21 protein-coding genes are annotated in these 26,102 nt (G+C 58.9%); 4 read left to right on the top strand and 17 right to left on the bottom strand.

Annotated features, from left to right (window positions below; all coding sequences use genetic code 11):
- Nucleotides 1–4: 4 nt before the first annotated feature.
- From BMX68_RS06320 to pelX, 10 genes are all read right to left on the bottom strand, one after another.
- On the bottom strand, nucleotides 5–667 hold the full coding sequence (locus tag BMX68_RS06320) for an amino acid ABC transporter permease (protein WP_017133749.1): 663 nt from the start codon (nucleotides 665–667) through the stop codon (nucleotides 5–7).
- A gap of 53 nt (nucleotides 668–720) precedes the next feature.
- A complete protein-coding gene (locus BMX68_RS06315) occupies nucleotides 721–1,569 on the bottom strand; it encodes a transporter substrate-binding protein (RefSeq protein WP_017133748.1) in 849 nt (282 codons plus the stop codon).
- Between the two features lie 343 nt (nucleotides 1,570–1,912).
- On the bottom strand, nucleotides 1,913–3,283 hold the full coding sequence (pelG, locus tag BMX68_RS06310; RefSeq protein ID WP_017133747.1) for an exopolysaccharide Pel transporter PelG: 1,371 nt from the start codon (nucleotides 3,281–3,283) through the stop codon (nucleotides 1,913–1,915).
- The gene (gene pelF, locus BMX68_RS06305) at nucleotides 3,284–4,816 is read right to left on the bottom strand and encodes a GT4 family glycosyltransferase PelF (RefSeq protein ID WP_017133746.1); all 1,533 of its coding nucleotides are present in this window, start codon (nucleotides 4,814–4,816) and stop codon (nucleotides 3,284–3,286) included.
- Entirely contained in the window at nucleotides 4,813–5,802 is a 990-nt protein-coding gene (locus BMX68_RS06300; protein WP_017133745.1) for a hypothetical protein, read from the bottom strand. The genes pelF and BMX68_RS06300 overlap by 4 nt, the downstream gene beginning before the upstream one ends.
- Nucleotides 5,780–7,150, bottom strand: coding sequence for a PelD GGDEF domain-containing protein (locus BMX68_RS06295; RefSeq protein ID WP_026013376.1), 1,371 nt, complete (start codon nucleotides 7,148–7,150; stop codon nucleotides 5,780–5,782). Before BMX68_RS06295 ends, BMX68_RS06300 begins: the two co-directional genes overlap by 23 nt.
- A 5-nt stretch (nucleotides 7,151–7,155) precedes the next feature.
- Complete coding sequence (locus tag BMX68_RS06290; protein WP_017133743.1) at nucleotides 7,156–7,677, bottom strand: transporter; 522 nt, start codon at nucleotides 7,675–7,677, stop codon at nucleotides 7,156–7,158.
- A 28-nt stretch (nucleotides 7,678–7,705) separates the two neighbouring features.
- Complete coding sequence (locus tag BMX68_RS06285) at nucleotides 7,706–11,296, bottom strand: tetratricopeptide repeat protein (RefSeq protein WP_017133742.1); 3,591 nt, start codon at nucleotides 11,294–11,296, stop codon at nucleotides 7,706–7,708.
- On the bottom strand, nucleotides 11,274–14,093 hold the full coding sequence (locus BMX68_RS06280; RefSeq protein WP_017133741.1) for a bifunctional glycoside hydrolase/polysaccharide deacetylase family protein: 2,820 nt from the start codon (nucleotides 14,091–14,093) through the stop codon (nucleotides 11,274–11,276). The genes BMX68_RS06285 and BMX68_RS06280 overlap by 23 nt, the downstream gene beginning before the upstream one ends.
- A 78-nt stretch (nucleotides 14,094–14,171) precedes the next feature.
- The gene (pelX, locus tag BMX68_RS06275; RefSeq protein WP_026013375.1) at nucleotides 14,172–15,104 is read right to left on the bottom strand and encodes a UDP-N-acetylglucosamine C4-epimerase PelX; all 933 of its coding nucleotides are present in this window, start codon (nucleotides 15,102–15,104) and stop codon (nucleotides 14,172–14,174) included.
- Nucleotides 15,105–15,658: 554 nt separating this feature from the next.
- Between pelX and BMX68_RS06270 the strand changes: the two genes are divergently transcribed.
- Nucleotides 15,659–16,300: a DUF1345 domain-containing protein gene (locus BMX68_RS06270; protein ID WP_017133739.1), complete on the top strand. Its 642-nt coding sequence runs from the start codon at nucleotides 15,659–15,661 to the stop codon at nucleotides 16,298–16,300.
- A gap of 47 nt (nucleotides 16,301–16,347) precedes the next feature.
- Here the strand turns inward: BMX68_RS06270 and hppD are convergent, their stop codons facing one another.
- Nucleotides 16,348–17,424 carry a 4-hydroxyphenylpyruvate dioxygenase gene (hppD, locus tag BMX68_RS06265; protein WP_017133738.1) on the bottom strand — a complete coding sequence of 359 codons (1,077 nt, stop codon included), beginning with the start codon at nucleotides 17,422–17,424 and terminating at the stop codon, nucleotides 16,348–16,350.
- A 267-nt stretch (nucleotides 17,425–17,691) separates the two neighbouring features.
- Between hppD and BMX68_RS06260 the strand changes: the two genes are divergently transcribed.
- Nucleotides 17,692–17,892, top strand: a complete 201-nt coding sequence (locus BMX68_RS06260) for a hypothetical protein (RefSeq protein WP_017133737.1) — start codon at nucleotides 17,692–17,694, stop codon at nucleotides 17,890–17,892.
- 321 nt (nucleotides 17,893–18,213) lie between these two features.
- A complete protein-coding gene (locus tag BMX68_RS06255; RefSeq protein WP_017133736.1) occupies nucleotides 18,214–18,573 on the top strand; it encodes a histone-like nucleoid-structuring protein, MvaT/MvaU family in 360 nt (119 codons plus the stop codon).
- A 530-nt stretch (nucleotides 18,574–19,103) separates the two neighbouring features.
- Here BMX68_RS06255 and estP read toward each other — a convergent pair.
- The 3 genes from estP to BMX68_RS06240 all read right to left on the bottom strand — a co-directional run bounded on the left by estP (nucleotide 19,104) and on the right by BMX68_RS06240 (nucleotide 21,742).
- Entirely contained in the window at nucleotides 19,104–21,026 is a 1,923-nt protein-coding gene (estP, locus tag BMX68_RS06250) for an esterase EstP (protein WP_074861943.1), read from the bottom strand.
- Nucleotides 21,027–21,230: 204 nt separating this feature from the next.
- The gene (locus BMX68_RS06245) at nucleotides 21,231–21,470 is read right to left on the bottom strand and encodes a type II toxin-antitoxin system RelE/ParE family toxin (RefSeq protein ID WP_017133734.1); all 240 of its coding nucleotides are present in this window, start codon (nucleotides 21,468–21,470) and stop codon (nucleotides 21,231–21,233) included.
- A complete protein-coding gene (locus BMX68_RS06240) occupies nucleotides 21,470–21,742 on the bottom strand; it encodes a CopG family ribbon-helix-helix protein (protein WP_017133733.1) in 273 nt (90 codons plus the stop codon). Before BMX68_RS06240 ends, BMX68_RS06245 begins: the two co-directional genes overlap by 1 nt.
- A 363-nt stretch (nucleotides 21,743–22,105) precedes the next feature.
- Here BMX68_RS06240 and gloA point away from each other — a divergent pair, with 363 nt between their 5' ends.
- Complete coding sequence (gene gloA / locus BMX68_RS06235; RefSeq protein ID WP_017133732.1) at nucleotides 22,106–22,636, top strand: lactoylglutathione lyase; 531 nt, start codon at nucleotides 22,106–22,108, stop codon at nucleotides 22,634–22,636.
- A 63-nt stretch (nucleotides 22,637–22,699) separates the two neighbouring features.
- Here the strand turns inward: gloA and ahpF are convergent, their stop codons facing one another.
- From ahpF to BMX68_RS06220, 3 genes are all read right to left on the bottom strand, one after another.
- Nucleotides 22,700–24,265 (bottom strand): alkyl hydroperoxide reductase subunit F, encoded by a 1,566-nt coding sequence (gene ahpF, locus BMX68_RS06230; RefSeq protein ID WP_017133731.1) that lies wholly within the window; start codon nucleotides 24,263–24,265, stop codon nucleotides 22,700–22,702.
- 124 nt (nucleotides 24,266–24,389) lie between these two features.
- Nucleotides 24,390–24,953, bottom strand: a complete 564-nt coding sequence (gene ahpC, locus BMX68_RS06225) for an alkyl hydroperoxide reductase subunit C (RefSeq protein ID WP_017133730.1) — start codon at nucleotides 24,951–24,953, stop codon at nucleotides 24,390–24,392.
- 131 nt (nucleotides 24,954–25,084) lie between these two features.
- On the bottom strand, nucleotides 25,085–26,029 hold the full coding sequence (locus tag BMX68_RS06220) for a site-specific integrase (RefSeq protein WP_017133729.1): 945 nt from the start codon (nucleotides 26,027–26,029) through the stop codon (nucleotides 25,085–25,087).
- Nucleotides 26,030–26,102: the final 73 nt, after the last annotated feature.

The raw sequence follows: 26,102 nt of genomic DNA, 5'->3' as shown, positions 1-26,102 counted from the left end.
ACTCCTAGCGGCGAATTGCCAGGCGCTGTTCGAGGTAGCGCAGCATCATGGCGATGAGATAACAGACAACCACGTAGAGCGCGGTGGTGACCATCCAGGTTTCGATCACCCGGTAGCTCTCCACATTGATCTTGCGGGCGTAATAGGTCAGTTCCGGCACGGCGATGGCTGCCGCTAGCGAGGTGTCTTTGAACAGCGAGATGAAATTGTTGGACAGCGCCGGCAACACGTTACGCAACATCACCGGGACCGTCACGTAGGCGCGCACCTGCCATTGCCCGAGACCGATTGCCAGCCCGGCCTCGGACAAACCTTTGGGAATGCTCAACAAACCGGAGCGAAATACCTCGGTCAAGTAGGCGCCGGCATACAACGACAAGGTGAGGATGAACGAGGGAATCTTGTCTAACCGGATCCCCAGGCTCGGCAGAGCGAAGTAGATCAGCAGGATCAGCACCAGGATCGGCGTGTTGCGGATCACCGTGACATACACCGAAGCCAGCAGCCGTAATGCGCGATGCTTGCTAAGCAAGGCAAACGCCATCAGCAGACCGATCACGCAGCCGATGGCGATCGACAGTAAGGCCAGTTCCAGGCCCAGGCCGAGTCCTGCCAGCAAGCTGGGGAAATCGCGCCAGACGGAGGCAAAGTTCAACTGATAGTTCATGCTCGACAGTACCTTCGACGGGGCGCCACGCACGGCACCCGGCCCTTAAGGGATCACTTGAATTCGACGGGAAAACCAATCTGCGGCGACGGCAGGTCGACGCCAAACCATTTCTTGAAGGACGCCGCGTAGGCCGGAAATTCGACACCGGTCATCGACTCATGCAAGGCGACGTTGACGAAGTTCAGCCAGTCCTGATCGCCACGCTTGACCGCGCAAGCGTAGGTCTGCGGGCTCCAAGCGTAGGCCGGGCTGCGGTAGCGGCCAGGGTTCTGCACCATCAGGTACTTGACCGAAGACTGATCGGTGGCCGCAGTGTCGGCACGCCCCGAGTTCACGGCCTGGTACATCAGGTCGACACTGTCGTACTGGTCGACCTTGGCCTTTGGCAGCGCCTGGTGCACCAGCTCTTCGGCATACACGTTCTGCAGCACCGCTACGGTGACCTTGTCGCCGGCGGCCCTCAAGTCATCGATTTCTTTGTACTTGCTGTTGGCTGGCAGCAGCAGGCCGACGCCTTCTCGATAGTACGGCAGGGTGAAAGCCACCTGCTGGGCGCGGCTGGCGGTCACGGTGATGAATTGGCAACTGATGTCGACCTTGTCGGTCAGCAGGTTGGGAATCCGCGCATCGGAAGACTGCACCACGTACTCGACCTTGCTCGCATCATTGAACAGGCCCTTGGCGATCATCGCACCGATATCGATATCGAAGCCCTGTAACTTGCCATCCGCGCCCTGGAAGTGCCATGGCGCGTTGGTGCTGCCAGTGCCGACAATCAAATGGCCACGCTTGAGCACATTGTCGAGCTTGCTGTCGGCGGCCTGGGCGACTCCGGCCACAACCGCCGTGGCGGCAAAAATAAAAGCACACGCTTTGAACAAAGAAGGTACGCGATGCATGACGTTGCACTCCGATGATGTGAACTCCGCTATAACGGAATTTAGTGTGTAACAACGGAATGAAGAGCAGAAAGTGTGCCACAGCCCCTGAGCTCACTGAGCTATCTTTAAAAAGCCATGCAAATCAAATAACTAGTATTTTTTTGAAAACCACTGGCCTTCGAAGCAACAAGCTAGAGTGCTACGCAAAGCAACGTGATGGTGGGTGGCAGGACCCCAGAGCGATGCGCGAGTGAATGATTTCGCCGCGCGGACCGACGATGTCAATAATTGATATCGCCAGCTCGGACGCCATCGCCGGCCAGGCTGCGTGAAGCGAATCGCGACAAGCCGACAACGGCTGTCAACGCGACAGCATGAAGGTTTCGTATTCCAGGTCGTCCAATGCCTTCGACAGCCGCGCCAGCCCCAATAGCACGCAGACCAGCAACGAAAAGGTGAAGCCATAACCGAAGAAACTCGGCCCCAGGGACAGGCTAAGCAAGGTAAACATGGCGTTGAGCGCCACGAACAACAGGCACAACTCCAGCACGATCCTTCGTTTGTCGAGGTAGAAAAACACGTTGAGGATCGCCATGAATAGCACCTGAATGCTCACCCCGATCAGATCGATATAGAACAACGGCAGGTAGTAGGCGGACATCCCCAGCCACGCCAACAGGCGTGGGCCAAAGAGGAACAGCAGGACCACCGTCAGCCCCTGGACCTTGCAGATTTCCAGCAAGCCCTGGCGAATCGAGAAGGTCATCTCGGCCTTCAACGAACCGATATGCTGCAAGGTTTCGCCATCGCGCACGGCGCGGAACAGGCGGTCGTACCATTCGGCAAAGTCGGTTTCGATCCGTACCAGGAACACCGCCATGCCGGGGATGATCGCCAGGTAGGCGAGGAAAATCGGCAAGTCATAGAGAATCGAGGCACGCATCGGCCCGATTACCTGACTCGAGGTGTTCGGGTTGAACCAGAAGATGAACTTATCGATCCAGATCCCCAGGTTGTAGCAGAACCCAGTAAGCAGCAGGCTGACAAACACCTGGCCTCGGTCCAGGAAGTCGAAGGCCACCAGCTTCTCGGCTCGGTATTCGCGCAAGATATCGTAGAGGAACAGGAACAGCAGCGTGCTGTGACCTAACAACAACGCCAGCAGTAATCCTTCCATGCCCGTGTGGCGCAAGAGGAATGCGCTGCCGACCATCAACGCATACCCCACCAACATCACCAACAGGATGCGGTTATAGGCCTTCATCCCAGAAAGGAAGATAATCACCAGCCACAGGTTACAGAGCACCACGAAGTTGGCGAGGGTCAGCAGCCGATAAATCAGTGGCTGGTCGAACAGCGTAGTCAGCAAGATAATGCCCAGCACCCCGGAACCCAGGGTCACCAGCAACAACACTCCCACAAGGTTCGGCAGAATCTGTTCGTACTTGCGCTCGAACAGGCGGTCGGAGACGAAGCGGGTGAAAAATAGCTGCAAGCCGCCGGTCAGGATCAGCGACGTCGCCATCAGATAGGTCACAGTGATCAGAAACTGGCGGATCAATACTTCCGGGACCACCAGTCCGAGGCTGATAACCCCCACCAGCATCACACTGAGAATCGACAAGACCCAGGGCCCGGAGCTGATCAGGCCCGCATAGACATAGGCGTGCAACGTCGCCATGTAGGAGTCGCGCGCGAGAATCTTGCGCAGTTCGAAACCGATGCCAGCCATTTACCTGATCTCCCTGTCTACGCTGCCCATGGCCGTGTGATAAAGCCTGCGATAACGGTCGATCATCAACGTCTCGCTGTAGTAACGATGAACCCGCAGCAAGCCCGCCGCCTGGGCGGACTTCCAGCGCTCCGGGCTGCGCAACAGATCGATGATCGCCTGGGACGTCGCCTGTGGGTCGGCAATGGCCACCACCTCCCCGGCCAGGCCGAGATCGCGGTCAGCCACTTCGCCGCCCTCAATCAGTTCGCGGCAAGAACCGACGTCGCTGCTGACCACGGGCGTACCGGCGGCCCAGGCTTCGAGAATCACCAAGGGCTGTGCCTCGCTGATGGAGGTCAACACCATCAAGCCCAGTTGCGGCAGGATGTCCTGGATTGTCCGGAAGCCGAGGAATTGCACCTGTTTCTCCAGCCCCAGGCTGGCCACCAGGCTGCGGCATTCGGCGACGTATTCGGGGTCTTCCTCTTCCGGGCCGACGATCCAACCCTCGACATGAGGCATGACACTGACCACGCCGCGCATGGCTCGCAGAAACGTTTTCACGTCCTTGATCGGTACCACCCGACCGATCAGGCCGACCACCGGCGCAATCCCTTCGGCTCGGGCAGTGAGGGCCTGGGTCCAGAGTTCTAGGTTGATACCGTTGGGAATCACCTGGGTTCGCTCGACCGGCGCACCGTCCTGGATTTGCCGCTGACGGTTGCCGTTGTACAGCGCGATGATCTGGTCGGCACTCTCGTACACCAGATGACCGATACGCTCGAAGAAGCGCACCCAGAGCATGCGGATATAACCGGAACCGGCATCCAGGCTGTCGTTGAGCGGTTGGTTACTGCTTTCGGCGATCCAACTGGCCTGGGCCAGATCGATCTTGCGTTCCTTGGTGTAAATACCATGCTCGCTGAGCAGGAACTGGCAGCCCCACAACTGTTTGAGGATACAACCCACCAGCCCGGCATAACCGGTGGAAATCGAGTGCAGGACCCGCGCCCGTGGCATCCGCCTGGCGGCGTCGGCCAGCATCAGCAGTGGCGACTGCATGGTGCGCAGGGTCCAGAAATAGTTGACGAAGGACGGGTCGGCGCAATGCTGCTCGTAGCCTTCGGTCAGCGCCTCCCAACTAGGACGGCTGTAGAGCACGTCGTCCAGGGTTATTCGCCCCTGAGCCAGGGCGTCGAGCACGCTAAAGCCCAGCTCAGCCGCGGGTTTTTGCGGGTTATGCAGGTAACGATAGAGGCTGCTCAGTTCTATGAGAGAAGCCGTGTGTACGACGCGCTTGTGCTTGGAATTGCGCCAGGCTTCCTCCAGATACACCTCTTCGATGTGCACCACGTTGGATGGAATCTCGTAGCGGCGCGGCCCATAGGCCGCTCGCTGACCACCGATGAACAGCACCGAAAAGGTCAGTTGCGGCAGCCCCAGGATCATCTGGTGAATCCAACCGGACACGCCGCCGCGCACATAGGGCCAAGTGCCTTCGAGCAACAGGCAGACATCGGCGATCGGTGTCGGGTCGATGGGCTTTTTCATGTCCAGGTCCTTAACAGCCCGGCAAAGGGCGGATGCTGTTGCATTTCCGGCGGCAGGCTTTTCAGCAGCTTGGGAATCTCGGCGTAATGCCCGGTCTCAAAGGCAATTTCGGCTCTGAATGGGATAACCTTGGCCGGGGCCATGCCTGCCTCTTGAGCCTGGTGCATGTGTAGCCTTGCCTTGCCGATATCGCCGCGCTCCAAGGCGATACGCCCGGCCAGCAATAGCAGTTCCCCGCCCTCACCGGCTTTCAATGCTAGCTCGGCATGTTCTCCGGCCTGGCCGAGGACATGCTGCTGGACGCTGCCCTGGGCCAGGCCCAGGTAAGCCAGTTCCCAATACCAGCGTGCCAACGTGGCGTGCAAGGCGCCGGCCTTCTGCGGCGCGGCACCGGCCAATTGCTCCAGCGAGGACTGGATCCGCTGGTTGATATCGCTTTCCTGCTTGTCGAGCATCGAGTACGCCAGCAGGCGCACATCGTCGCTCGGATCGCCCAGGGCGAGCTTGAGAATCGGCACCGCCTCCTTGCCTGGCATCCGTCGGGTGGCGAGCAACGCCGCCAGGCGCTGGTCCGGTTCCAGGGCGTGCCGCAGTACATCCTGCAGGCCGCTGTCGCCGAAGGTTGGCGAGTGCAACTGGGGCTGGGCACGGAACGGCAGGTCGGGTATGCCCACCGCCTGCCACATTTGCGTTTCGCGTTTGCGTGGCAGGTACAATGCCGGAAAGATCGCCGTGATCACTCCGACGGCGCCAATCAGCGGCACAAAAAATGCCAGGCTGAAAATGAACAGCGGGCTCCACGGCAACGGCATGCGATAACGTGCCGGCAGCAACAGCCACACCGCTGCCGTCAGCAGGCCACAGGCGAAGCCGTGAGTCATTGCGTACAGGAGCGCGATCTGCAGATCCGACAGCTGTGCAGTCAGACTGGCCCAACTCCCGGCCTCAAAAAGTACCGCCCCGCTAAACAGCCACTTGCTGAACATTCAGGCCACACTCGTTTTGCAGAAAGTTACGCAAACCGTCCCGTTGCCGGGCGGACTCCAGATCGTATGGCAACACCTTGACGCCGAGGCCCGCCAGATCCGAGGTCATGCCGAAATACTCGTGAATCAGCCGACCCAGACGCGCCAGATAGCCCTCGGCGCCCTCGGCGCTGGTCAACGGCAACAACACCAGCAATAGCGCATTCCCACGATTGTTGATCAAGGTCAGGTGCAGGTCGAGACCGCGCCGGCTGCGTTCGAACAGCGGCGCCAGCTCATCGTTGGGCTGGGTCAGCTCGAACGCATAAAGGCAGCCGGATAAGCCATGCTGCTCGACATTCACCAGCGACCGCTTGAGCTGACGGCTGAAGTGCTGGGCGTCGACATTCTCCAGTTGCAGGACCTCGGGATCGTGATGCAGCAGATCGGCGATATGCCCGGCGAGCAACGCCAGCAGACTGAGGGTGCGCTCCTGGAAGGCAAAGAACGGCATCTGCCGCACCGCCAGAATCGCCAACATCCGGCCATGGATATCCACCAGCGGAATACAGGCCTGCAACGACGACACCGCGGCCTGTCCGCCGCTATCGATCAGCTCTTCACGCACGCTCACCAGCTCCTCGCGTTCGAGGCACAAACGCACCAACAAGTCCCTGTTGTCCAGCGGTCCCATGGTCCCGGTGGCCGCCAACAAGGTCAACGTCGGCGTCGGGCTGCGGGGCTGTTCCACACGGTACAACCCGGCCACTCGCAACGAGCCATATTGGCCAAGCAAGGTCAGCACCGGTTCGGCCAACAAGGTCAGCGAGTCGTCACCATCGGCCACCGCACGCAGGCGCTCGCGTAGACCCAGCAATGAACTGCGCAGGCTTTGGTCGCTGCCGGCCAGGCGCTGCTCCAGGCGATCATGGGACACCCGCAGGATCTGATGTGCGCGGGTGAATTCGTCGAGCCGATACTGGCGGTACTCGTTGGCCATTTGCAGGCGCAGCAGCCGCCGCTCCCACAGGTCGCGCACCTCGCCGACGAGCATGCCGCACACCAGCACGCCGACAACATAGGACGGTGCGATCTGCGCATAACCTGCCAGCCCCGATTGGCGCAGGACGAAAAAAGCTGCCACCAGCAAGCTCGCGCTGATCAGGCCACGGACAAAACCGTAGCGCACACCCAGCAACAGCGGCGCGAGTACCGACCAGGGAAACTCACCTTGCACCTGCAATGGGTCTTGCGGCGTCAGCCAGAGCCCCAAGCCGATGACCAGCGCGGTCACCAGGAAGGTTTCCAACCATGACGCCGGACCGCTGGCACGGGGCGCCAGCGCGTAGTCCATGTGTGGAGAGTTCATCGCAGTCACTCGATCCGAAGGCCGCCGATTAGCTTGTCGAGGACCTTCTGGGCCGCGCCAGCCAGGCTCTCACGGGACCAACCGGCACGGGCGCCACTGGTGCTCCAGAGCACCTTGCCGGTGCTGGCCTCGACCACTCGCAGGCTGATGCCCACCGCCGGTTCGCCATCCAGGCCGTTCTTGTACTGCCACTCTTCGACGCTGCCGGATACCACGTAATCGAGCTTCTGCTCACGCGCCCAGTCCATAGCGCCAGCCAGACGCTCGTTATCGTCCAGCAACGCCTGTTCGCCCTGCTCCGGTGCTCCGGCATAGACCTGCGGTTGCAGGCCACGGCTGCTCAGCACGCTGAGCAGGATCTGCTCACTACGCTCACCGGCCTGAGGTGTCTGCGAGTAATTGACCAGCGGCAACACACCCCAACGGGCCTTGCTGGACAGTTCCGGGCTGCGTTGACCGGTAAAGCTGCCGCAACCTGCCAGCAATACCGCGACCATCGCAAGACTCACGCAACGAATGGATTGCATAAGATTAACTCCTCTTTGAATTCCATGATCAGCGTCCGAAACGCACGCTGTAACTGACACCCATGATGCCGCCGGACTTGTCCGCGGCGCCTTCCGGTGCCGACTGGTAGCCCAAGGTCACCGCTAATTCGTCATCGCCCAGCACTTCGGTGCCGACACCTGTACTGATCGCATAGTTGATCGTGTTGTCGGTCCACTGCCAGCCCGAGCTGACATCCACCAACCAGGTGTACTGCCCGCGTGTGCGGTTCAAGGCGCCCGGAAAACCGCGTCGCCACGAGCTGCCAAAGAACCACTGGCCATAACGTTTCTGCAGCAAGGTTTGGCTGGTGATCTCACTCGGATCGTCGAGCTCGACCCCTACCAGGTCGATTGCGCCGCGCTGAGTATTAGCCAGCTTGGCCAGCGAACGATTGTTCAGGCTGTTATGTTGATAGTCGATACCACTGCGCACTTCCCAGTTCGGCCCTTCGAATTGCAAGGTGTGGTCGAACTCGATCTTTACCGCATGGCCATTGCCCAGGTCGTCGCCGCCACGGGTCGAAAACCAGCGTTGGGCCAGGTTCCAGGACAATTGGTCGCGGGCCGAGTAGCGATGTCGACCGCCGACCCAGGCATCGTCCTGGCGACCGAAAGCACGCATTAGTCCGGTGTCCTCGTTCTTGCGGTGCCAGTCGGCGCCGACATCCAGTTCGTTACCGCCGTCCACCTGCCAGGTCCGGCTGATCCCCAGGCCGTTGCGGTCGTCGTCCTGGCGCAGGCTACTGTCGAAAATCAGCTTGTAGTTGCCATTCTCCAGTTGTCGTTGCAAGGTCAACTCGGTGTTGGTTTCATGGCTCAGGCGCGACGAATCGATGGTATCGCCACTGTATTGGCCCTGTTCCAGCACCAGCTTGGCGTACCAGTTGTCATTCAGGTAACTGGCGGTGGTCAGGCGCGGACCAGTGAACACCAGGCCACCATAGTCTTGCCGCTCCCATGAGAACAGCATGCCCTGCGGGGTACGTTCGGTCATCTCGATGGCCTGGCGGCGCAATTGCTCGCGGATCACCGGCGGTTGCTCGTCACCCAGCGCCGACAGGCCGACGGCCAGCGCTTCGCCACCGCGCCCGAGGCTGTTGAGGGCTTCGACCTGCTGCGCCGGGTCCAACTCGCCACTGGCCACCAGGCGTTCCAAAGCTTGACGATTGCTGCCGCGCAAGGCCTGCTGGATCTGTTCGTAGCTGCTGATCTTCAAGCCGCGACTGCGAGCCCAGGCTAGCCAATCATCTTTCTGCGCGGGCTGATTGATGTCATCCAAACGCGCCAATAGCTGATCGAACCACAGTTGTAACATAGGCTTGGAGCCGTCCAACCAGTGCATCGCCTGGTTCTGCGCCTTACGCGAGGAGTAGCTGCTGGCCAGCAACCGTAGCCAGGTTGAGTAACCCTGTGGCGTGGCGCGAATTTGCTCCGACGTCACTTGGCGGTTGAGCTTGAGCCGCAGGCGCTGGGCCGAGTCGGCGTAACCGGCGCCTTCCAGGGCGTCGGCGTAGGCAGCCTGGACCATCCAGTCCCGTGGATGGGTTTGCAGGTACAGGCGGTACCAGGCCAGGGCCTCGCTGTTGCGCCCCACCAACTGGCTGGCGGCGGCAAACGGCAGCCACAGGGTATCGTCGCTACGCGCCAGGGCTCGCCATTGCTCAAGCAATGGCTTGATCTCACGGCTACGGCCCAGGTCGACATACAGCCACATCAGGCGTTCGCGGAAGATGTTGTCATCCGGGAAACGGCTCAGCCCCAGACGATACAGGCGCAGTGCCTCGTCAGTCTGTCCCTGCTGCACCGCCAATGCGCCACGGGCCGCCAACACCTGCGAAATGTCGGACAGATCCGGGTACTGGTCGGCATCCTTGAGCAGGTCGATGACCAAGGGCCAGTCCTGCAACTCCTGGGCCAGTTGCAAAGCAGCCACCAGGCGCTGTGGGTTATGGCTGCGACGCCAACTGTCGACGTTCAACTGCAGGGCATGGCGCGGATCGCGGGCACGATAAAGGGCGATTAATTCGCTCTCGTCGCCGAAATTGAGCGAGCCCTTGATGAGTTGCATCTTCTCCAGCGCAACCCGTAGTTCCTCGTCCAGTTCCAGGTCCCAGGCCAACGCGGAACGGGACTGCCAGTAATCGATGTCGTCGATCTTGTTGCCATCGACCGCCGTGAGCACTTTCCAGGCCGAGGGGCTGTCAAACAACTTGAGATAGTTGTTGGCCCAGTCCACCCGCTCGGTACTGCTCAAGGGGTAGCTTTTGGCGAAGCTCTTCCAGACCTCCAGGCGCGCCTGATACTGCTCAGTGTTTTCCAGGTTTTGCACCAGGCGGACCCAGGCCAGGCGATGCCTGGGGTGTTGGACCAGATAGCTGCGTAGCCATTTCTCCGCCTCTTCGGGTGTTCCACGCGACTCTTGGGCGTACACCAGGGCATCGAGTTCGACATCGGTCAACGCGCGCTTGCGCATGATCCCTGCCAGCACCGGGATCCCCCGGTCGAAGTCGTAGGTCTGCATCGCCAGGCGCCAGGTGTGTTCGAATTCAGCGGCGTTGTCGCGCAGCGTATTGAGGCTGATCCAGTAGCCTAGCGCCGATGCCGAATCACCCCGCCATTCGGCGATATGCGCCATCTGCTCCAGCAGCAGAGGATCTTCAGGGTGCTGTTGGAGCAATTGCAGGCCCACCTCGTGGGCTCCCTCCAGGTCACCGAAAGCCAAGCGCTGCTTGAACTCCTTGGCCAGGACTTGCGGGTTGTCGGGCTGTAACTTGCGCCAGGCGCTAAACAACTGTTCGGCCAGGTCCAGACGGTGATGCGCCACGGCCACATCAACACCCTGATCAAGCAAGGCTGGATTGACTTCACTATCTGGCTGCGTGGCCAGTTCCCTTGCCAGCAACTCGACGGCCTGATCGCCACGGTCCGCCGCCACCAGCCCGTTGAAGGCGGCTTCGAGGAGCGGTCGGCGTTCTTCAGGTTGCGGGCTGTTTTCCAGCAGTTGCACATACAGGTCAGCGGCCTGGCCCGGCTGCTCGCTGGCCAGGTACCATTTCGCCGCCTCGGCCAACCGCTGCTCACGTTGCTTGGGGTCGCGGCGGGCCAGTTCGACATAGGCATCGGCTGCCAGGCCCGGGGCCTGGGCGCTCAGGGCGAACTGGGGCAAGCGTTCGAGCTGTGGTGTCGGCAGCCGCTTATAGTCAAAAACCGTGAAGCGCGTGGCCAAGGCCTGCAGTGCGACGCTGTCGGTGCTGTTGTTCAAGGCCAGGGCATCGAGCTGCAAGCGGTAATAGGCCATCAGCGTCGGATCGGCTTGCGGCCATTCGACCAGATGTTTTTCCGCTCGCGGGTAGTCGCCCAGTTGGATCAGAAGGTCGAGCAACTGGGCACGCAACTCGCTGTTTTGCGGATGCGCCGCCAGCAGGACCTCGGCATAGCTGGCCGAAACCTCGTCCGGCTGGCCGCCTTTGGGGCGGAATGCATCCTCGTTGCGAAAGGTGGCCCACAGCAACACACCGACAGCGATCGCCACCAGCAGTAGCGCCCAAGGGTTGAGCAACCGCGCTTGTTGGGTCTTAGTTGCAGAGGAGTTGGGCATCACTCACCTGCTTCAATGGAAGTTGGAAATGCCACAGGCCCTGTTCAGCCTTGCCGGCGTAACGTTGGCCCTGGACCTCGACCCGGCAGGCGCTGGCCGAGCGTACCGAGAATTGCAGATTGAATTCGCCCGCAAAGGAGAACGTCACTTGTCGGTCGCTCACATAACGCCAGTCCCGCAAGGGAATATTCGCCAGCTCAAGCGCCGGGCGTGGGTCACGCTCCGGTCGCAGGGCCAATAGCGCGTGGTCGCTGCTCAATGCCACATAGCGGCCTTGGGGCAGATCGCGGACGCCGGCCACGCCCTCGGAGCGAGTGAGATCCGGCCAGCCGAGCGTCGGGTCCAGACGCAGGGTGCGCAAGCCATCCATCCCGCGCACCTGCCAGTCACCATCGAGGGTGCGAGCCAGGCTGGCCTGGTACAAGCCGTGGACCCGAGCCAGGTAGTCGCTCATCCACAACGACAGCGGCTGCTGGCCGCGCATGAATTGGTAGATATGGGTCATGGTCTTGATCGAGGCCTGCTTGGTGCCCGAATAGAAGTGGTAGTACAGGTGGATGCCGCGCAGGCGGCGTGGGCTATCGGTCAGCTCAAAGGTGTCGATCACATCGCGGAAACCGTAGTACGGACCCTTCCACAGATTGGTGTACATGTTCTCGTTGATCACCGGCGCGTAGTACTGCAAGCCGCCTTCAGTGGGTCGTAGCAACGGATAGAGGCCGGTCAACGATGGATTGGCCTTGGTCAGAATGGTCTGCCCGCCGTTGACGTTTTTCAGCCCCGCGTCGTAGGCCATCTTGATGGTTTCGGCGCTCGGCAACGCATCGCCCGGCCAGAAGATCATCTTCACCGGCTTCTTCGCGGTAGTCAGGCGGCTGTTGATATAGTCTCGCGAACCGAAGATTTCGCGTTTGTAATCCAGGGTTTTGTAACCTGGGATATTCAGGCGCAGGCCGTATTCGGCATGGAAATCCTCGTCCTGTTTGGCCTTGTCCGGCTGCATGTAGAACGGGTGGCTGTAGGTGTGGCTGGCAACCTCGACCTTGGGGTCGGCAAAGATCTCTTGGGCGATCGGCTCAAGCTCCTTGGCCAGGAACGGCGACATACCCTTGGGTCCGACTTCGCCTTCGATGATCGACACCGAGGTCAGGAATGGGTTGGGGCGAATGTAGTCATCCAGCACCTGGCGCCCCGAATACGGTGTGCCCCGCACTTCTGCACGGGAGGGGAAACCGTCGCCGTCGATATGGACCGTGGCGATCCGCCGACCGTTCTCGGTGGTGGTGTCCGGGCGCGGTTGGACAGGCAGGCGCAGGGCTTTTTGGATAAAGGCGAACGGATCGAGAATCCAGCGGCTGCGCTCAACGTTGGTTTCCACCACATAGGGCGCCAGGGCCATGCCACCCCAGTTGCCGGTGACCACCGGGGCGAACTTGCCGCCCTGGTCATCACCCAGCAGCAGCGCGGGTTTAGGTCCGTCAGGCAGCAGTGTCACTCGGGTCAGTTCACGGCTACGCGCTACTACCGGTGCCTCGAAGGCACCGATCAACGTCTTGTCCTGGCTCAGCACATGCAGACTCTCGCGAGCACCTGGCGCTACCGGGTTCAGACCCAGACGCTTGAGCAGCGCCCGATCCTCGATTGGCAGACCCGCCATGATCGCCAGGGGCACCTGCTCATCCAGGCGCTTACCGATCCAGCTATAAAAGGCACGACTGTCCTCGGGCGGGCCGCTGGTCATCCACACCACCCCCCCAGCGTATAGGCCGGCGAAGCCATGCGCCGGCAGGCTGTCGCCCACCGCCAGGTAATCCACCCGATAACCCAGGTATTCGAGCAGGCCGCCCAACATGCGGTGTCCGGCGTGGTCGTAGAGCTCACCTTCACGCGGGTCGTAGAGCATGGCAATGCGACGCGGTTGCACCTCCACGCGGCTGATGCTCAGGGTATTGAGGTCCGCGGTGGTCACCACCGGGATAAAGCCTTCCTGGCTCAATTGGCGGACCAGTTTGCGGGCTTCTTCACGGCGGTTGGACGGCAGGTAGTCGATCGCCACCAACGGGATGCTCTTCGCCCGTAGCGGCTCGAGTTCGCCTTCCAGCCAGTTGCGGTCTGCCTCGGACACTGGTCGATAACGTTTGCTCGAGGCGTCCCAACCAGCATGGATCGATTCCACGGCCACGGCCGAAGCCACGCCATCGAGTTCGCCCAGCACTTCGAAACCACGGTTGAAGAACAGCTTCAGGCTCGGCTGGCGGCTATGCAGCTCCCGCAGGAACGCAGCCAACGCTTCACGTTGCGGCTCGCGCTTGGCTTTGGGGAGCAGTTGGAAGCTGTCGAGGGTATCGAGGAACAGGCCGGCATAGCCTTGATCCTGCAACGCCTTGGCGCGTTGGAACAGATGTTCGCGCCAGGCCGGCGTGGCGATATCCATGACCTGGCTGTCCCACGCCTTGTTACGAGTGGCGCTCGCCCCCTGACTCAGGCCTTGCTTGTCCAGGGCGATACGCTCGCCATCGAACTCGCCCACCGACAGATAGGCAAAGGGCTGGCTGCCGAGTTGGCGCAAGGTGGCAACATCGGCGCTGGTCATATGGCCGGGTTCGACCACGGCCCATTCGAACTGAGCCAACTCTTCGAGTGGTGGCCGCTCGGCGTACCAGAACCCGACGCTGGCAGGAGCAATCGGCGCAGCTTGCACGACCGAATGAGTCGTACACAACACCAACGCGGTGAACAAACGCCGTATCACTATACAGACACGGCAGAAACCCTTTCCGCGAAACTCGATTTCCATAACTTACTCTTCAGTAGATCAATCCGCACAACATCAGACTTCCGACATCCGCGACCGGGTGCCTGCAAGGCTATGACACTAAAGACTGCGATAAAGTCGCGCTAAACCATCCGCCATGACGGTGGGAGTGCCAAGGTCGAAACGCTCGCACAGACGACGATTGTCAGCCTTGGAATGCCGGATGTCCCCGGAACGGGCAGGCGCATGAGTCACCTTCAGCGGCTGGCCACTGATTTGCTCCAACGCGACAATCAGGTCATTGAGCGTGGTCACCCCACTGAGTCCGACATTAGTGGCATCCGGGGTGGGTTGCGGGCGTTCGAGGCCCTGCACGAGAATCTTCACCAAGTCTTCGACATAGACGAAATCGCGCGTTTGCCCGCCATCGCCGAAAACAGTGATGGGCTGCGCGGTTTTTGCCCGCTCGCTGAAAATGCTGATCACCCCGGAGTACGGCGAGGACGGATCCTGACGAGGACCGAATATATTGAAGAAGCGCAGGATGACCGGTTCCAGATCATGCTGACGCCGATAAAAATCCAGGTAGTACTCGCTGGCAAGCTTATCCGTCGCATAGGGTGTGAGGGGGGATTTTGGTGTGTCTTCGCTGATCGAGGTGCCCTCCCCGTTATTGCCGTATACCGCAGCACTGGAGGCAAATACCACTCGACGGATACCAGCAGCGATCATGGCCTCGCACACTCGCAGAGTGCCGATGAAATTGCTCTGGTGGGTATGTACCGGGTCTTCGACCGAGGCCTGCACCGACGCAACCGCGGCCAGGTGCACCACCGCGCCGCAACCCTCCATGGCTTCAGCCAGGTTGGCGGCATCGGCGACATCGCCGACCACCAGCTTGAGGGAGGCATGGCCCATCGGCAGGTTGCTCACCTTGCCGGTGGAGAGATCGTCCAGAACCTGAACGACATAACCTTTGGCCAACAGCGCTTCCACAAGGTGAGAACCAATAAAGCCAGCCCCACCTGTTACCAGTATCCGTTTGGCAGACATAAATCATCCCAAAGAAAAAACGTCGCAATCCCAACATCAAGTTAGCACTTTCGGGGAGTAATTCATGGCTATACGCCACAATCACTGACCTTCCCTGTAGTGCCCGCCCTCTTTACAAAGGTCGTATCGCCCTTCTCTGGAACCTACAGAACGCTGGCGTCAAAAAAAATGAATAAAATCAAGCAATCCGCGATGCCATAGTGTGATATCACTGAGCCAACGTCAATAATATGTCATTTTTTTAAATTTTAGAAGTCATTTACAAATATGCCAATATTTTGGCTTTTTGTCCGCAAAACGGCCATGCGAATAAGCCTACTAGTAGTCTGTACAACTCGTTCCTTCGCTCAAGCTCGGATGCCTCAAATCCATGGCCGAGGCGCTGTGACAAGTCATAGCCAGTTATGCTGAGGAACAGCGACGCCGGCCAGTGGCTGCGGGAGTGACCAGAACCAGGAGTCCGAGCCTTTCGCGCCTACAGCGCAGGCGCGTAACAATTCCGCCGGGCGGGGGCCATGCTAAGGTGCGTTGATACCAGCAAGCAGAGTACCTTTATGCGCCACCTCGCCCGAACCCATCCACGCCTGACCCTCTCCACCCTCTTCGGCCTCGCCGTCGGCGCACTGGTACCGATCAGCCCCGTATTGACCAAGGTCCTCGTTGGTTGGAACACCGCCGTCTGGTCTTACCTGATCCTGATGCTGTGGCTGACCGTGCGTTCCCGCCCCGAGGACGTGCGGCGCTTTGTCGAGCGTGAGGACGAAAATGCCGGGACGGTGCTGCTGATCGGATCGATCGCAGCCATTGCCAGCCTGGCCGCGATTACGTTCGAGCTGGCAGGTAGCAAGGATCTGGAGGTACACACCCGCTTGTTGCGCTACGGATTTACCGGGTTGACGGTGATGGGCTCGTGGCTGTTGATCGGGGTGATTTTCAGCGTACATTACGCGCGGCAGTTTTACGTTTCAAATGATCAGGACCCGCCCTTGCGTTTTGCCGATGGCGAGAAACATCCGGACTACTGGGACTTCTTGTACTTCTCATTCACCATCAGCGTGGCCGTGCAAACCTCGGATGTCGGAGTCGCGACCAAGACGTTGCGCCGACTGGTGCTGGCGCAGTCGCTGATCGGGTTTGTGTTCAATGCAGCGATTTTGGGGTTTTCGATCAATATTGCAGCGGGGTTGTTTGGCTGAGCAGAGCGGGCAATCCTGTAAATTGCCCCGCTCTACACAAGTCCACATCACTTTGTGGTCAGCACACCTCGAAGAATCTGATCACGCTCGATCGATTCGAACAGCGCCTTGAAATTGCCTTCGCCAAACCCTTCGTCGCCCTTGCGCTGGATGAATTCGAAGAACACAGGTCCCATCAAGGTTTGCGAAAAGATCTGCAACAGCAGACGCTTGTCGCCCTCTTGCGAGGATCCGTCCAATAGAATGCCGCGTGATTGCAGCTCCTCGACCGGCTCGCCATGGTTCGGCAAACGGCCTTCGAGCATTTCATAGTAGGTTTCTGGTGGTGCGGTCATGAAGCGCATGCCCAACACCTTCAATTGATCCCAAGTCTTGACCAGGTCGTCAGTGAGGAACGCAACATGCTGGATACCCTCACCGTTGAACTGCATCAGAAACTCTTCGATCTGCCCGGCCCCTCTGGACGACTCCTCGTTCAGCGGAATGCGGATCATGCCGTCCGGAGCGGTCATAGCCTTGGACGTCAGGCCGGTGTATTCGCCCTTGATATCGAAGTAGCGGAGCTCGCGGAAATTGAACAGCGTCTCGTAGAACTTCGCCCAGTAGGCCATGCGCCCACGATAGACGTTGTGGGTCAGATGGTCGATGATCTTCAGGCCCGCACCTGTCGGGTGGCGGTCGACACCGTCGAGGTAGACGAAGTCGATGTCATAGATCGAACTACCTTCACCATAACGATCAATCAGGTACAACGGCGCGCCGCCGATGCCCTTGATCGCCGGTAGGTTCAGTTCCATCGGGCCGGTGGCGATATGGATCGGCTGGGCACCTAGTTCCAGGGCGCGAGCGTAGGATTTCTGCGCGTTCTGCACGCGAAAAGCCATGCCGCACACCGACGGACCATGTTCGGCGGCGAAGTACGAGGCCACGCTGTGGGGTTCGTTGTTGAGGATCAGATTGATTGCGCCCTGACGGTACAGGTGCACGTTCTTGGAGCGGTGGGTCGCGACCCGGGTGAAGCCCATGATCTCGAAGATCGGCTCCAGGGTGTTCGGGGTTGGCGATGCGAATTCGATGAATTCAAAGCCCATCAGGCCCATTGGGTTTTCGAAGATATCTGCCATGGTGGTGCCTCATCCTATTAATCAAGTAACGATCAGTGAGTGGCTATCGATGCGCAGGCCAATGGGTGGAGCACAGGAAATTCCCCGCACGCTGCGGGCAAGAAAGTCGCCGTAGATCAGTTTGAATCCGAATATCTTCATAAGGCATTATTCTTATAAGCGTAAATTGATTCTACATGGCGTAACTAATTTTGTCCGTATTCCTTTTTCATCCATTCCTGAGCAAGGGCCGCACACGCAGTCTTTGTCCAGGGACAGCTCAGGCTGGTGCTGGAATGGGTCGAGCGAGAGCTGATCGACCCCAGCGCCATTACTCACCCACTGTTCGAACATTTACACGGACAGGTGATGATCGCAATCGATGACTTTGGCACCAAGCTGGAACTAGGCATCGCTGGCGCAGGCGCGCAAACCGCCGAACAGCGTGATTACCTGACTTCCCACGGCATCGACTTCTTGCAGGGTTAACGGCTTGGAAAAGCGTTGCCGAACACGGACTTGATCGGCAGTCTTAAGCAGCAAAACGCCGGTTGATCAGCAATGGAAAAACCGCGCCAGGTAACTCCCGCACTTTCGCCGTGCCACTTTAATCCCATGATTTACTCTTGGGCCGATAACTACTACACTTTTCCTGCCAGCAATAAATTGACGGGAAAGCCTCGGATTTATACATAATGATTCAACGTAGTCAGGTCGTTGTGGGCGGTGCCTGGTGGATCGAGTGTAAGCGATGGCTTGTCTCTTTGTTATAGGTTCATGGCAACCGAATAAACTATTGGAGTAAAAATTTTGTCCAGACTCGCTGAATTTCGCGCCGCAGAAAAGGCCCTTCAAGAACAACTCGCTCAACTGGAAGCCCTGAAAAACGATGCCGGACTCAAGAAGGAAATCGAGTTCGAGAAAAAGCTTAAAGACCTAATGAAGAGCTATAACAAGAGCCTTCGGGACGTTAATGCCATTCTCGACCCTCAGGCTTCCAGCGCCAAGTCCGCTCAGACACCCAAGCAGCGCCGCGCTCGCGTGATCAAGGTCTATCAGAACCCGCATACGGGCGAACTGATCGAAACCAAAGGCGGTAATCACCGCGGACTCAAAGCCTGGAAGGAACAATACGGTGCCGCCACCGTGGACTCCTGGCTCCGCGGCTAAGTTCTATGCCCCATAAAAACCCTGCACATGCAGGGTTTTTTTATGAAAAAAAGCACACGAAACATTTACTAACAAACCACAGGACCACGCTGTTCTTCCAAAAAGCATTCAAACCGGTCACTCCAGGAAAACATGTATGCGGACAGATCGCACCCGACAGCGTTCCGCGGTGTTACTCCTTTCATCTCTGGCACAACTAATGACAACGGGTCAGTAAACGCTGCAATTCCTTGATCGGTGTCGGTCATTTCCATTCGGGCGCCATAGAGAACACAGAAAAAATCCTACGCGAAGCCTTCGCCCTATTAGGTTGAGGTCGTAGAGATAGCCGATAAACGCCAGAAAACTAGAATGCCGCAATGGCTGCCAGTTGAATAGCGACATAGGGAGAGTTTCAGCAGAAATAACAGGCGGGGATAGTCTCCGAGGTACTGGAGAACAAAACCAATGTCAGGCGCAGAAGCGTTGAGGATAACTCCTCAACTATGGAACCCTCCTGCATTGGTTTCTCACTGGGTCTTATAACTGCGTCAGAAGTCCAGGCTCATTCCCATATTGACCGCTTGCTGGGTCAACCCGTCATCCTTTCTCACATTATATGCTGCACTCAGCACCAGCTCCTTCGTCAGCCGCTGGCTAACCCCAAGACTCAGGCGATCCGAATGGGTACGCGGCGTATAGCCATCGAGCTTGAAGTCGATTCCTGGCACGCTGTTGAGCGCGATGTTAACCCGCTGGACATCGTTTTCAAACTCATGCTCGTGGGCCACTTCGCCATACACCTGAGCTTGCGGTGCGATACGGTAGCTGCCTTGCAGGCCTACGCCCAAGCGCCTGGAATCACGTTGTTGGTCGTCGTAGTTCAACGCGGTGGAGCGCACGTCCTTTTCCGAGTAACCATCGACTTCGACCCGTGAATAGTCGGCGCTGATGAACGGCGATAGGTGCCATTCGCTGCCCGGTTGGGCAATGTCATAACCCACGCGACTGCTCAAGGCCCACAGCCAGCCGTCGGTATCGCCTTTTTCACTGCCTTCGCTGACGCCCAGGGCGAACCGGCGCTTGAGGTTGTCGTAATCCAGCTTGCCGCCGGTCAGTGCGGCATCGGCCCACCAGTGGTTTTGCTGGTATTGGGCGAACGCGGTGCCCATGTAGCTGTTGAGTTTGTAGTCCGAATCGTTCGGGCCAGCCTCCAGTTTCTGACGGTAGAAGCCGGCAGCTACACCGACGCGCCAGGCTTCATTGAGCCGGTAGCTGCCGCCGATATTCAGGTTGTAACCGCTGCCGTCACCGCTGGCCGAGCTGCTCCGGTCGTCAAAGTCCAGGTGTTGGCCACCGGCGGCGACAATTGCTCGCCATTGGCCTACGGCCTGCCAATTACCCCAGTCGGCTTGCCACTGGTTGCGCAGTTCATCTTGATGAGCGCGCAGGGTGCCTTGGGCCATTTCCGGCAGCAGGGTGATTTCCCACGGGGCTGCCAGTAGCGAATAGGCGTAGTCGGCAATCAATTGTTGCCCGGCGATGGTGGGGTGAACCGAATCGTTATAGAGCAGCTTGGTCGGGTCCGGATGAGTACCACCGATGCCATAGATGGGATTGGCGGTGCATTCATCACCGCTGAAGCAGGTCCCGGTGAGATTTTGCCCGGTGGCCAGGCCAAAGCGAGCCGGGTCGGCAAAGGTTTCTTTTAGCAGTAGCGGGATATTCAATGGGATGATCTGGGCATCAATTTGCGATAACCGCTGCACCAGCGCCTGGTTGAACACGTTACTCAACGCTGAGGTCGCTGCCTGCAGCGGGGTACCATTGAGGGCCGGTGTAAGCCCCAGATCCGGCAGCATCCACACCATGATGTAACGCGCACCGGCTTGTTGCAGGGTCTGGGCGCTTTCGGCCAGACGTCCGCCAGCGGCAATCGCTTGACCCGGATTGAGCACCAGCCCCTGTAGGAAGTCATTACCACCACCGGATAGAAAATACAGCGCATTGGGGTCGGCCCGCCCACCGTTTGCCGGTAGATACCCTTGGCGCGTGCGCAGTACGGTGCCAGCACCTGGACTACCAGGCGGAATCGCCGTATTGGAGACAGAAGTAATGGAGTCCAGGATATTGTCGGTACGGTAGCCGCCCACCGCCCAGTTATTGCCGTCAGGCAAACCTTGGGCGGCGCGAACCGGAGACGTGGAGGCATTCAAGTCATTTGGCGCGACGCCCAGCCTTGAACCCAGCAAGGTCGATGACACCAGGCCAAAATCCCCTTGGAACGTCGGGCCGGTTCGGTTGGTAAATCGCAAGGTCGAACCCGCCGAGCCATCGGGAAACTGGCCGGCGTCGGCCAGGCTGTCGCCGAAAACGACCAGGGTGGAGTAAGGGGAGGAAGCCGCAAACGCTTGACCACAGGCGATTGTTAGGAGGCAGCCGGCAAAAGGTGCGAAAAAATGACTTTTGAGCATAAAAAACTCCATAAATGTCGAGAACAGAACACCCGACAACCGATTTTATTCCGTTATGGCCTAAAATTTTTAGGCGTACTAATCGCTTATCTTTTCCGGCAACAGATTAATCATTGATGAAGCTCGGGTAACTTGGCACTGGCGCCGATCGCCACGGTTTTCACCCTGCTACCTATCCTCGTGGGTATGCCACAGGCGCAGCAGCTAGCTAGTGGAGTCCACTATCTCGACACACATCTCGCAATGGCCAATCTGAATTCGGCGCACATCCCGTGGCTCGAACTCTTCCAAGTGTTCGCCAATGCGCGAGTTGGTCAACAGCGTGAGCGGTGCAACCGTGAGTTGCCGCACAGTTCGTGCCGCAGCTGCTTGATTCACCAACGCTAAAAATGCGTACAACCGGGTAATGTCGCAAAGGGCCTTGCTTGTCCACTTCAACTCCATCAGCGCGGCACCGGCAACGGAGTGTCGGTGCTGAGGCTATCGGCCCAAGCCTGGACAGCCTGGTGGTCAATCACCCGACCAGCGTCAACATCAGCCAAGGCTTCGCGGGTCAGGCGACTACGTTCTTCTTCCTGGTCTATCCAAGCGGACAGAGCCTGTTTGACAATCCAATTTTTGGAGCGTTCCAGACGCTCTGCCATCAAATCGATTTTTTGGGCCAGTTGCTCTGGGACGTGAGCTGTGACAGACCGGGTTTTCGTGGTGGTTACCATGATGGAGCACTCCTGATCGTTGCTTCTTGAAGACGTTGGTCGGATAAAAGATATCCGTCCGAAGCTTTCACGTTTTTTTCACATCGACTCTCACAGGATGAAAGCTGCTGAAGGATTAGCGCCCCAATGCCCGCTTCGGCGGGCTTCTTTATGCTTCGACGTTTATCTGTTCGCACTTCATATAACTTATCCACCCTCCTGAAGTCGCCCGCTATATATCCCCTGCGCCCCTAGAATTCATCTACAGGATTTGGAGTCAGACTCCGTCTTGCGTATCATCCTGTGTCCCACAAGGTCCGAGACCGGCCAGCCTGTTCTGGCCCTGCACTGATCGACCGCCTTCATCACTTTCGCGGAGGGCCTATGAGCCTGCATGACCTCAACACATTCCCCGGCGTTACCGCTCAACCCGACACCGCCACTCAAGGCTTCGTGTTCAACCACACCATGCTACGCGTCAAGGACGCCACCAAGTCCCTGGATTTTTACACCCGCGTACTGGGTTTCTCCCTGGTTGAGAAACGTGACTTCCCGGAGGCTGAATTCAGCCTGTATTTCCTCGCTCTGGTGGACAAGTCACAGATCCCGGTCGATGCGGCAGAGCGCATGCAATGGATGAAATCGATTCCTGGCATTTTGGAACTAACCCATAACCACGGCACCGAGAACGACCCCGAATTTGCCTACCACAACGGCAATACCGATCCACGCGGCTTCGGCCATATTTGCATCTCGGTGCCGGATATCCGTGCCGCTTGCGCGCGCTTCGAGGCCCTGGGCGTGGAATTCCAGAAACGCCTGACCGATGGCCGCATGAAAAGCCTGGCCTTCGTGAAGGATCCGGATGCCTATTGGGTCGAAATCATCCAGCCGGCGCCGCTGCAAGACGCCTGATCAGCGCCGAAAAAAACAAAAGCCCCATGGATCGACGATCCATGGGGCTTTTGCTTATCCGCTTCAAGCCGGAGCGGAGGTACGGATCAGATGATCAAACGCACTCAGCGAAGCCTTGGCACCCTCGCCCACGGCGATCACGATCTGTTTGTGTGGCACCGTGGTAACGTCACCGGCAGCGAAGATACCCGGCAGTGACGTCTCGCCGCGCGCATCGACAATGATCTCGCCCCGCGGCGACAGCTCGATGCTGCCTTTGAGCCAGTCAGTGTTCGGCAGCAAGCCAATCTGCACGAAGATACCTTCCAGTTCGAAGCTGTTGAACTCACCCGAATCAAGGTCTTTGTAGGTCAAGCCTGTGACCTTCTGCCCATCGCCCTTGACTTCACTAGTCAGCGCACGGGTGATGACATTCACGTTCGGCAGGCTGTACAACTTGCGTTGCAGTACAGCATCGGCGCGCAGCTTGCTGTCGAACTCCAGCAGTGTCACATGGCTAACGATACCGGCCAGGTCGATGGCCGCCTCGACGCCCGAGTTGCCGCCGCCGATCACCGCGACACGCTTGCCCTTGAACAGCGGACCGTCACAGTGCGGGCAGAAACATACGCCCTTGGCTTTGTATTGCTGCTCACCCGGCACGCCCATTTCACGCCAGCGGGCGCCGGTGGCGAGGATCACAGTCTTGGCCTTGAGGCTGGCACCGCTCTCGAAGCGTATTTCGTGCAGCTCACCGACATGCCTGGCCGGTATCAAGGCGCTGGCGCGCTGCAGGTTCATGAGGTCGACATCGTACTGGCGTACATGTTCTTCCAGAGCGCGGGCCAGTTTCGGTCCGTCGGTTTCCTGGACCGAGATAAAGTTCTCGATGGTCATGGTGTCCAATACCTGGCCGCCGAAACGCTCGGCCGCGACACCGGTACGGATGCCTTTACGAGCGGCGTAGATCGCTGCCGCGGCACCGGCCGGGCCACCGCCGACCACCAAGACGTCAAAAGCGTCCTTGGCATTGAGTTTTTCCGCCTGCTTCTCGATGGCACCGCTGTCGAGCTTGCCGAGGATTTCCTCAAGGCCCATGCGGCCCTGACCGAAATTCACACCATTGAGGTAGACACTCGGCACGGCCATGATCTTGCGATCGTTGACTTCGTCCTGGAACAGCGCGCCATCGATGGCGACGTGACGGATGCTCGGGTTCAGCACGGCCATCAGGTTCAGTGCCTGGACCACATCCGGGCAGTTCTGGCAGGACAGCGAGAAATAAGTCTCGAAGTTAAACTCACCCTTGAGCGAGCGGATCTGCTCGATCACCTCGACACTGGCCTTCGATGGGTGGCCGCCGACTTGCAGCAAGGCCAGCACCAGCGAAGTGAATTCGTGGCCCATGGGGATGCCGGCGAAACGCAGATTGATATCGGCTCCCGGGCGATTCAACGAGAACGATGGCTTGCGCGCATCGGTGCCGTTGTCCAACAAGATGATCTGACTGGAAAGACTGGCGACGTCTTTGAGCAACGCGAGCATTTCCTGAGATTTCGCGCCGTCATCAAGGGAGGCGACGATCTCGATCGGTTGCGTAACCCGTTCCAGGTACGACTTCAACTGGGCTTTAAGATTGGCGTCCAACATGCGGGCGATTTCCCTTTTCAGTACCGTAGAAATAACGACGCCCAGGTGATTACCACCCGGGCGTCGTTGGGCGGTGCGGTCGACTTATGAAGTGCGGATGACCGCCCTTGGCTGACTCACTGGCTTAGATCTTGCCGACCAGGTCCAGGGACGGAGCCAGAGTAGCCTCGCCTTCCTGCCACTTGGCTGGGCAGACTTCGCCCGGGTGGGCAGCGACGTACTGAGCCGCCTTGATCTTGCGCAGCAGCTCGGAAGCGTCACGACCTACGCCGCCATCGTTGAGTTCAACGATCTTGATCTGACCTTCAGGGTTGATCACGAAGGTGCCACGGTCGGCCAGGCCAGCTTCTTCGATCAATACGTCGAAGTTGCGGGAGATGGTCAGGGTCGGGTCACCGATCATGGTGTACTGAATCTTGCCGATGGCGGGTGAGGTGTTATGCCAGGCGGCGTGGGCAAAGTGGGTGTCGGTCGACACGCTGTAGATTTCAACGCCCAGCTTCTGGAACGCCTCGTAATTGTCAGCCAGGTCTTCCAGTTCAGTAGGGCAGACGAAGGTGAAGTCGGCTGGGTAGAAGAACACCACCGACCATTTGCCTTTCAGGTCAGCGTCCGACACTTCGATGAAATTGCCGTTTTTGTAAGCGGTGGCTTTGAACGGTTTAACTTGGCTGTTGATGATAGGCATCGTGACTCTCCGTCAGGGGTTAAGAAGTTGATGGGAGAATCCTAGCTACTCTTTGGCATTCCGGCTCATTGGCAAAGCTGATACTCGCGATTGGTTTTCGCTATAAGACCAGGGTATTAATAGAAGAAATCCTATAAACCTTGCTGGACAGCCTTCTCGCCGAGCAGACCCGTGCCCGCAAACGGACTGGCCTGGACATAACGCATGGCAGACTTGAAATCCTTCCAGCCGACATAACCCATCAGCGATTTCAGATCCCAGCCGCTACCATGGGCCCAAGTGGCAAAGCCTCGACGCAACGAGTGGCTGGTGTAGTGCTCGGCGGCGATGCCCGCACGCTCCAGGGCCTGATGCAACAATGGGATAATGCTGTTGGCGTGCAACCCCTCATTGCCCACGTTGCCCCAGCGGTCGACAGCACGAAACACCGGGCCACGCACCAGCGCCGCGCAATTGATCCACTCGATATACGCTTGTACCGGACAAAGCCGTCGCAGCGCCGGGGTCTGGTAGGTGCGTCCGAGGTTGTCCCGGTCACTTTTGCTGCGCGGCAGGTACAGGGTGATACCGGCGCCCGGCTGTGCCTGGACGTGTTCGATCTCCAGCCGGCACAACTCATCGCTGCGAAAGCCGCGCCAGAACCCCAGCAGAATCAGTGCCGTATCGCGCCGGGCGCGCAGCAGTCGCGGCCGATCTTGCCGCGCTGACGCGGCCTGTGCCTCACCCGCCAACGAAGCGATCACCTGCTTCAAGTGTTGCAACTGCAAGGGCGCGGCCTGCTTTTCCTGCATCGGATGCAGGGCGCGGATGCCCTTGAACACCTGGCGTACCACCGGTGCCCGGGTGGGGTCGGTAAATCCCTGGCTGTTGTGCCACTGAGCCAGGGCCGAGAGACGCAGTTTTAGGGTGTTGATCGAGAGCAGCCCGGCATGGGCGACCAGATAGCGCGCGACACTGTCGCCAGTGGCCGGCAGAAATCCACCCCAACTGACTTCGAAGTGCTCGATGGCGGCCCGATAGCTGCGCCGGGTGTTGTCGCGCGTGGCGGCTTGCAAATAACGGTCGAGCTCGCTCATGAGCAGAGATTCCGGCAGGTGTACGCAAAGAACAGGGGCAAATGCAAAAGAATGCCTCTAACACGGGATAATA

The organism is Pseudomonas agarici (assembly GCF_900109755.1).
GTDB classification, from domain to species: domain Bacteria; phylum Pseudomonadota; class Gammaproteobacteria; order Pseudomonadales; family Pseudomonadaceae; genus Aquipseudomonas; species Aquipseudomonas agarici.
The sequence above is the reverse complement of the archived record's forward strand: the minus strand, read 5'-3'. Positions and strand labels throughout refer to the sequence as shown.

Excerpts from the sequence above, each read along its gene's own strand:
- pelX (WP_026013375.1), bottom strand. The coding sequence starts at position 15,104 with ATGTCTGCCAAACGGATACTGGTAACAGGTGGGGCTGGCTTTATTGGT.
- BMX68_RS06245 (WP_017133734.1), bottom strand. The coding sequence starts at position 21,470 with ATGGAGTTGAAGTGGACAAGCAAGGCCCTTTGCGACATTACCCGGTTG.
- hppD (WP_017133738.1), bottom strand. The coding sequence starts at position 17,424 with ATGGCAGATATCTTCGAAAACCCAATGGGCCTGATGGGCTTTGAATTC.
- BMX68_RS06290 (WP_017133743.1), bottom strand. The coding sequence starts at position 7,677 with ATGCAATCCATTCGTTGCGTGAGTCTTGCGATGGTCGCGGTATTGCTG.
- BMX68_RS06295 (WP_026013376.1), bottom strand. The coding sequence starts at position 7,150 with ATGAACTCTCCACACATGGACTACGCGCTGGCGCCCCGTGCCAGCGGT.
- BMX68_RS06300 (WP_017133745.1), bottom strand. The coding sequence starts at position 5,802 with ATGTTCAGCAAGTGGCTGTTTAGCGGGGCGGTACTTTTTGAGGCCGGG.
- BMX68_RS06320 (WP_017133749.1), bottom strand. The coding sequence starts at position 667 with ATGAACTATCAGTTGAACTTTGCCTCCGTCTGGCGCGATTTCCCCAGC.
- BMX68_RS06220 (WP_017133729.1), bottom strand. The coding sequence starts at position 26,029 with ATGAGCGAGCTCGACCGTTATTTGCAAGCCGCCACGCGCGACAACACC.
- BMX68_RS06280 (WP_017133741.1), bottom strand. The coding sequence starts at position 14,093 with ATGGAAATCGAGTTTCGCGGAAAGGGTTTCTGCCGTGTCTGTATAGTG.
- ahpC (WP_017133730.1), bottom strand. The coding sequence starts at position 24,953 with ATGCCTATCATCAACAGCCAAGTTAAACCGTTCAAAGCCACCGCTTAC.
- BMX68_RS06285 (WP_017133742.1), bottom strand. The coding sequence starts at position 11,296 with ATGCCCAACTCCTCTGCAACTAAGACCCAACAAGCGCGGTTGCTCAAC.
- BMX68_RS06315 (WP_017133748.1), bottom strand. The coding sequence starts at position 1,569 with ATGCATCGCGTACCTTCTTTGTTCAAAGCGTGTGCTTTTATTTTTGCC.
- pelG (WP_017133747.1), bottom strand. The coding sequence starts at position 3,283 with ATGGCTGGCATCGGTTTCGAACTGCGCAAGATTCTCGCGCGCGACTCC.
- BMX68_RS06240 (WP_017133733.1), bottom strand. The coding sequence starts at position 21,742 with ATGGTAACCACCACGAAAACCCGGTCTGTCACAGCTCACGTCCCAGAG.
- BMX68_RS06270 (WP_017133739.1), top strand. The coding sequence starts at position 15,659 with ATGCGCCACCTCGCCCGAACCCATCCACGCCTGACCCTCTCCACCCTC.
- estP (WP_074861943.1), bottom strand. The coding sequence starts at position 21,026 with ATGCTCAAAAGTCATTTTTTCGCACCTTTTGCCGGCTGCCTCCTAACA.
- pelF (WP_017133746.1), bottom strand. The coding sequence starts at position 4,816 with ATGAAAAAGCCCATCGACCCGACACCGATCGCCGATGTCTGCCTGTTG.
- ahpF (WP_017133731.1), bottom strand. The coding sequence starts at position 24,265 with ATGTTGGACGCCAATCTTAAAGCCCAGTTGAAGTCGTACCTGGAACGG.
- gloA (WP_017133732.1), top strand. The coding sequence starts at position 22,106 with ATGAGCCTGCATGACCTCAACACATTCCCCGGCGTTACCGCTCAACCC.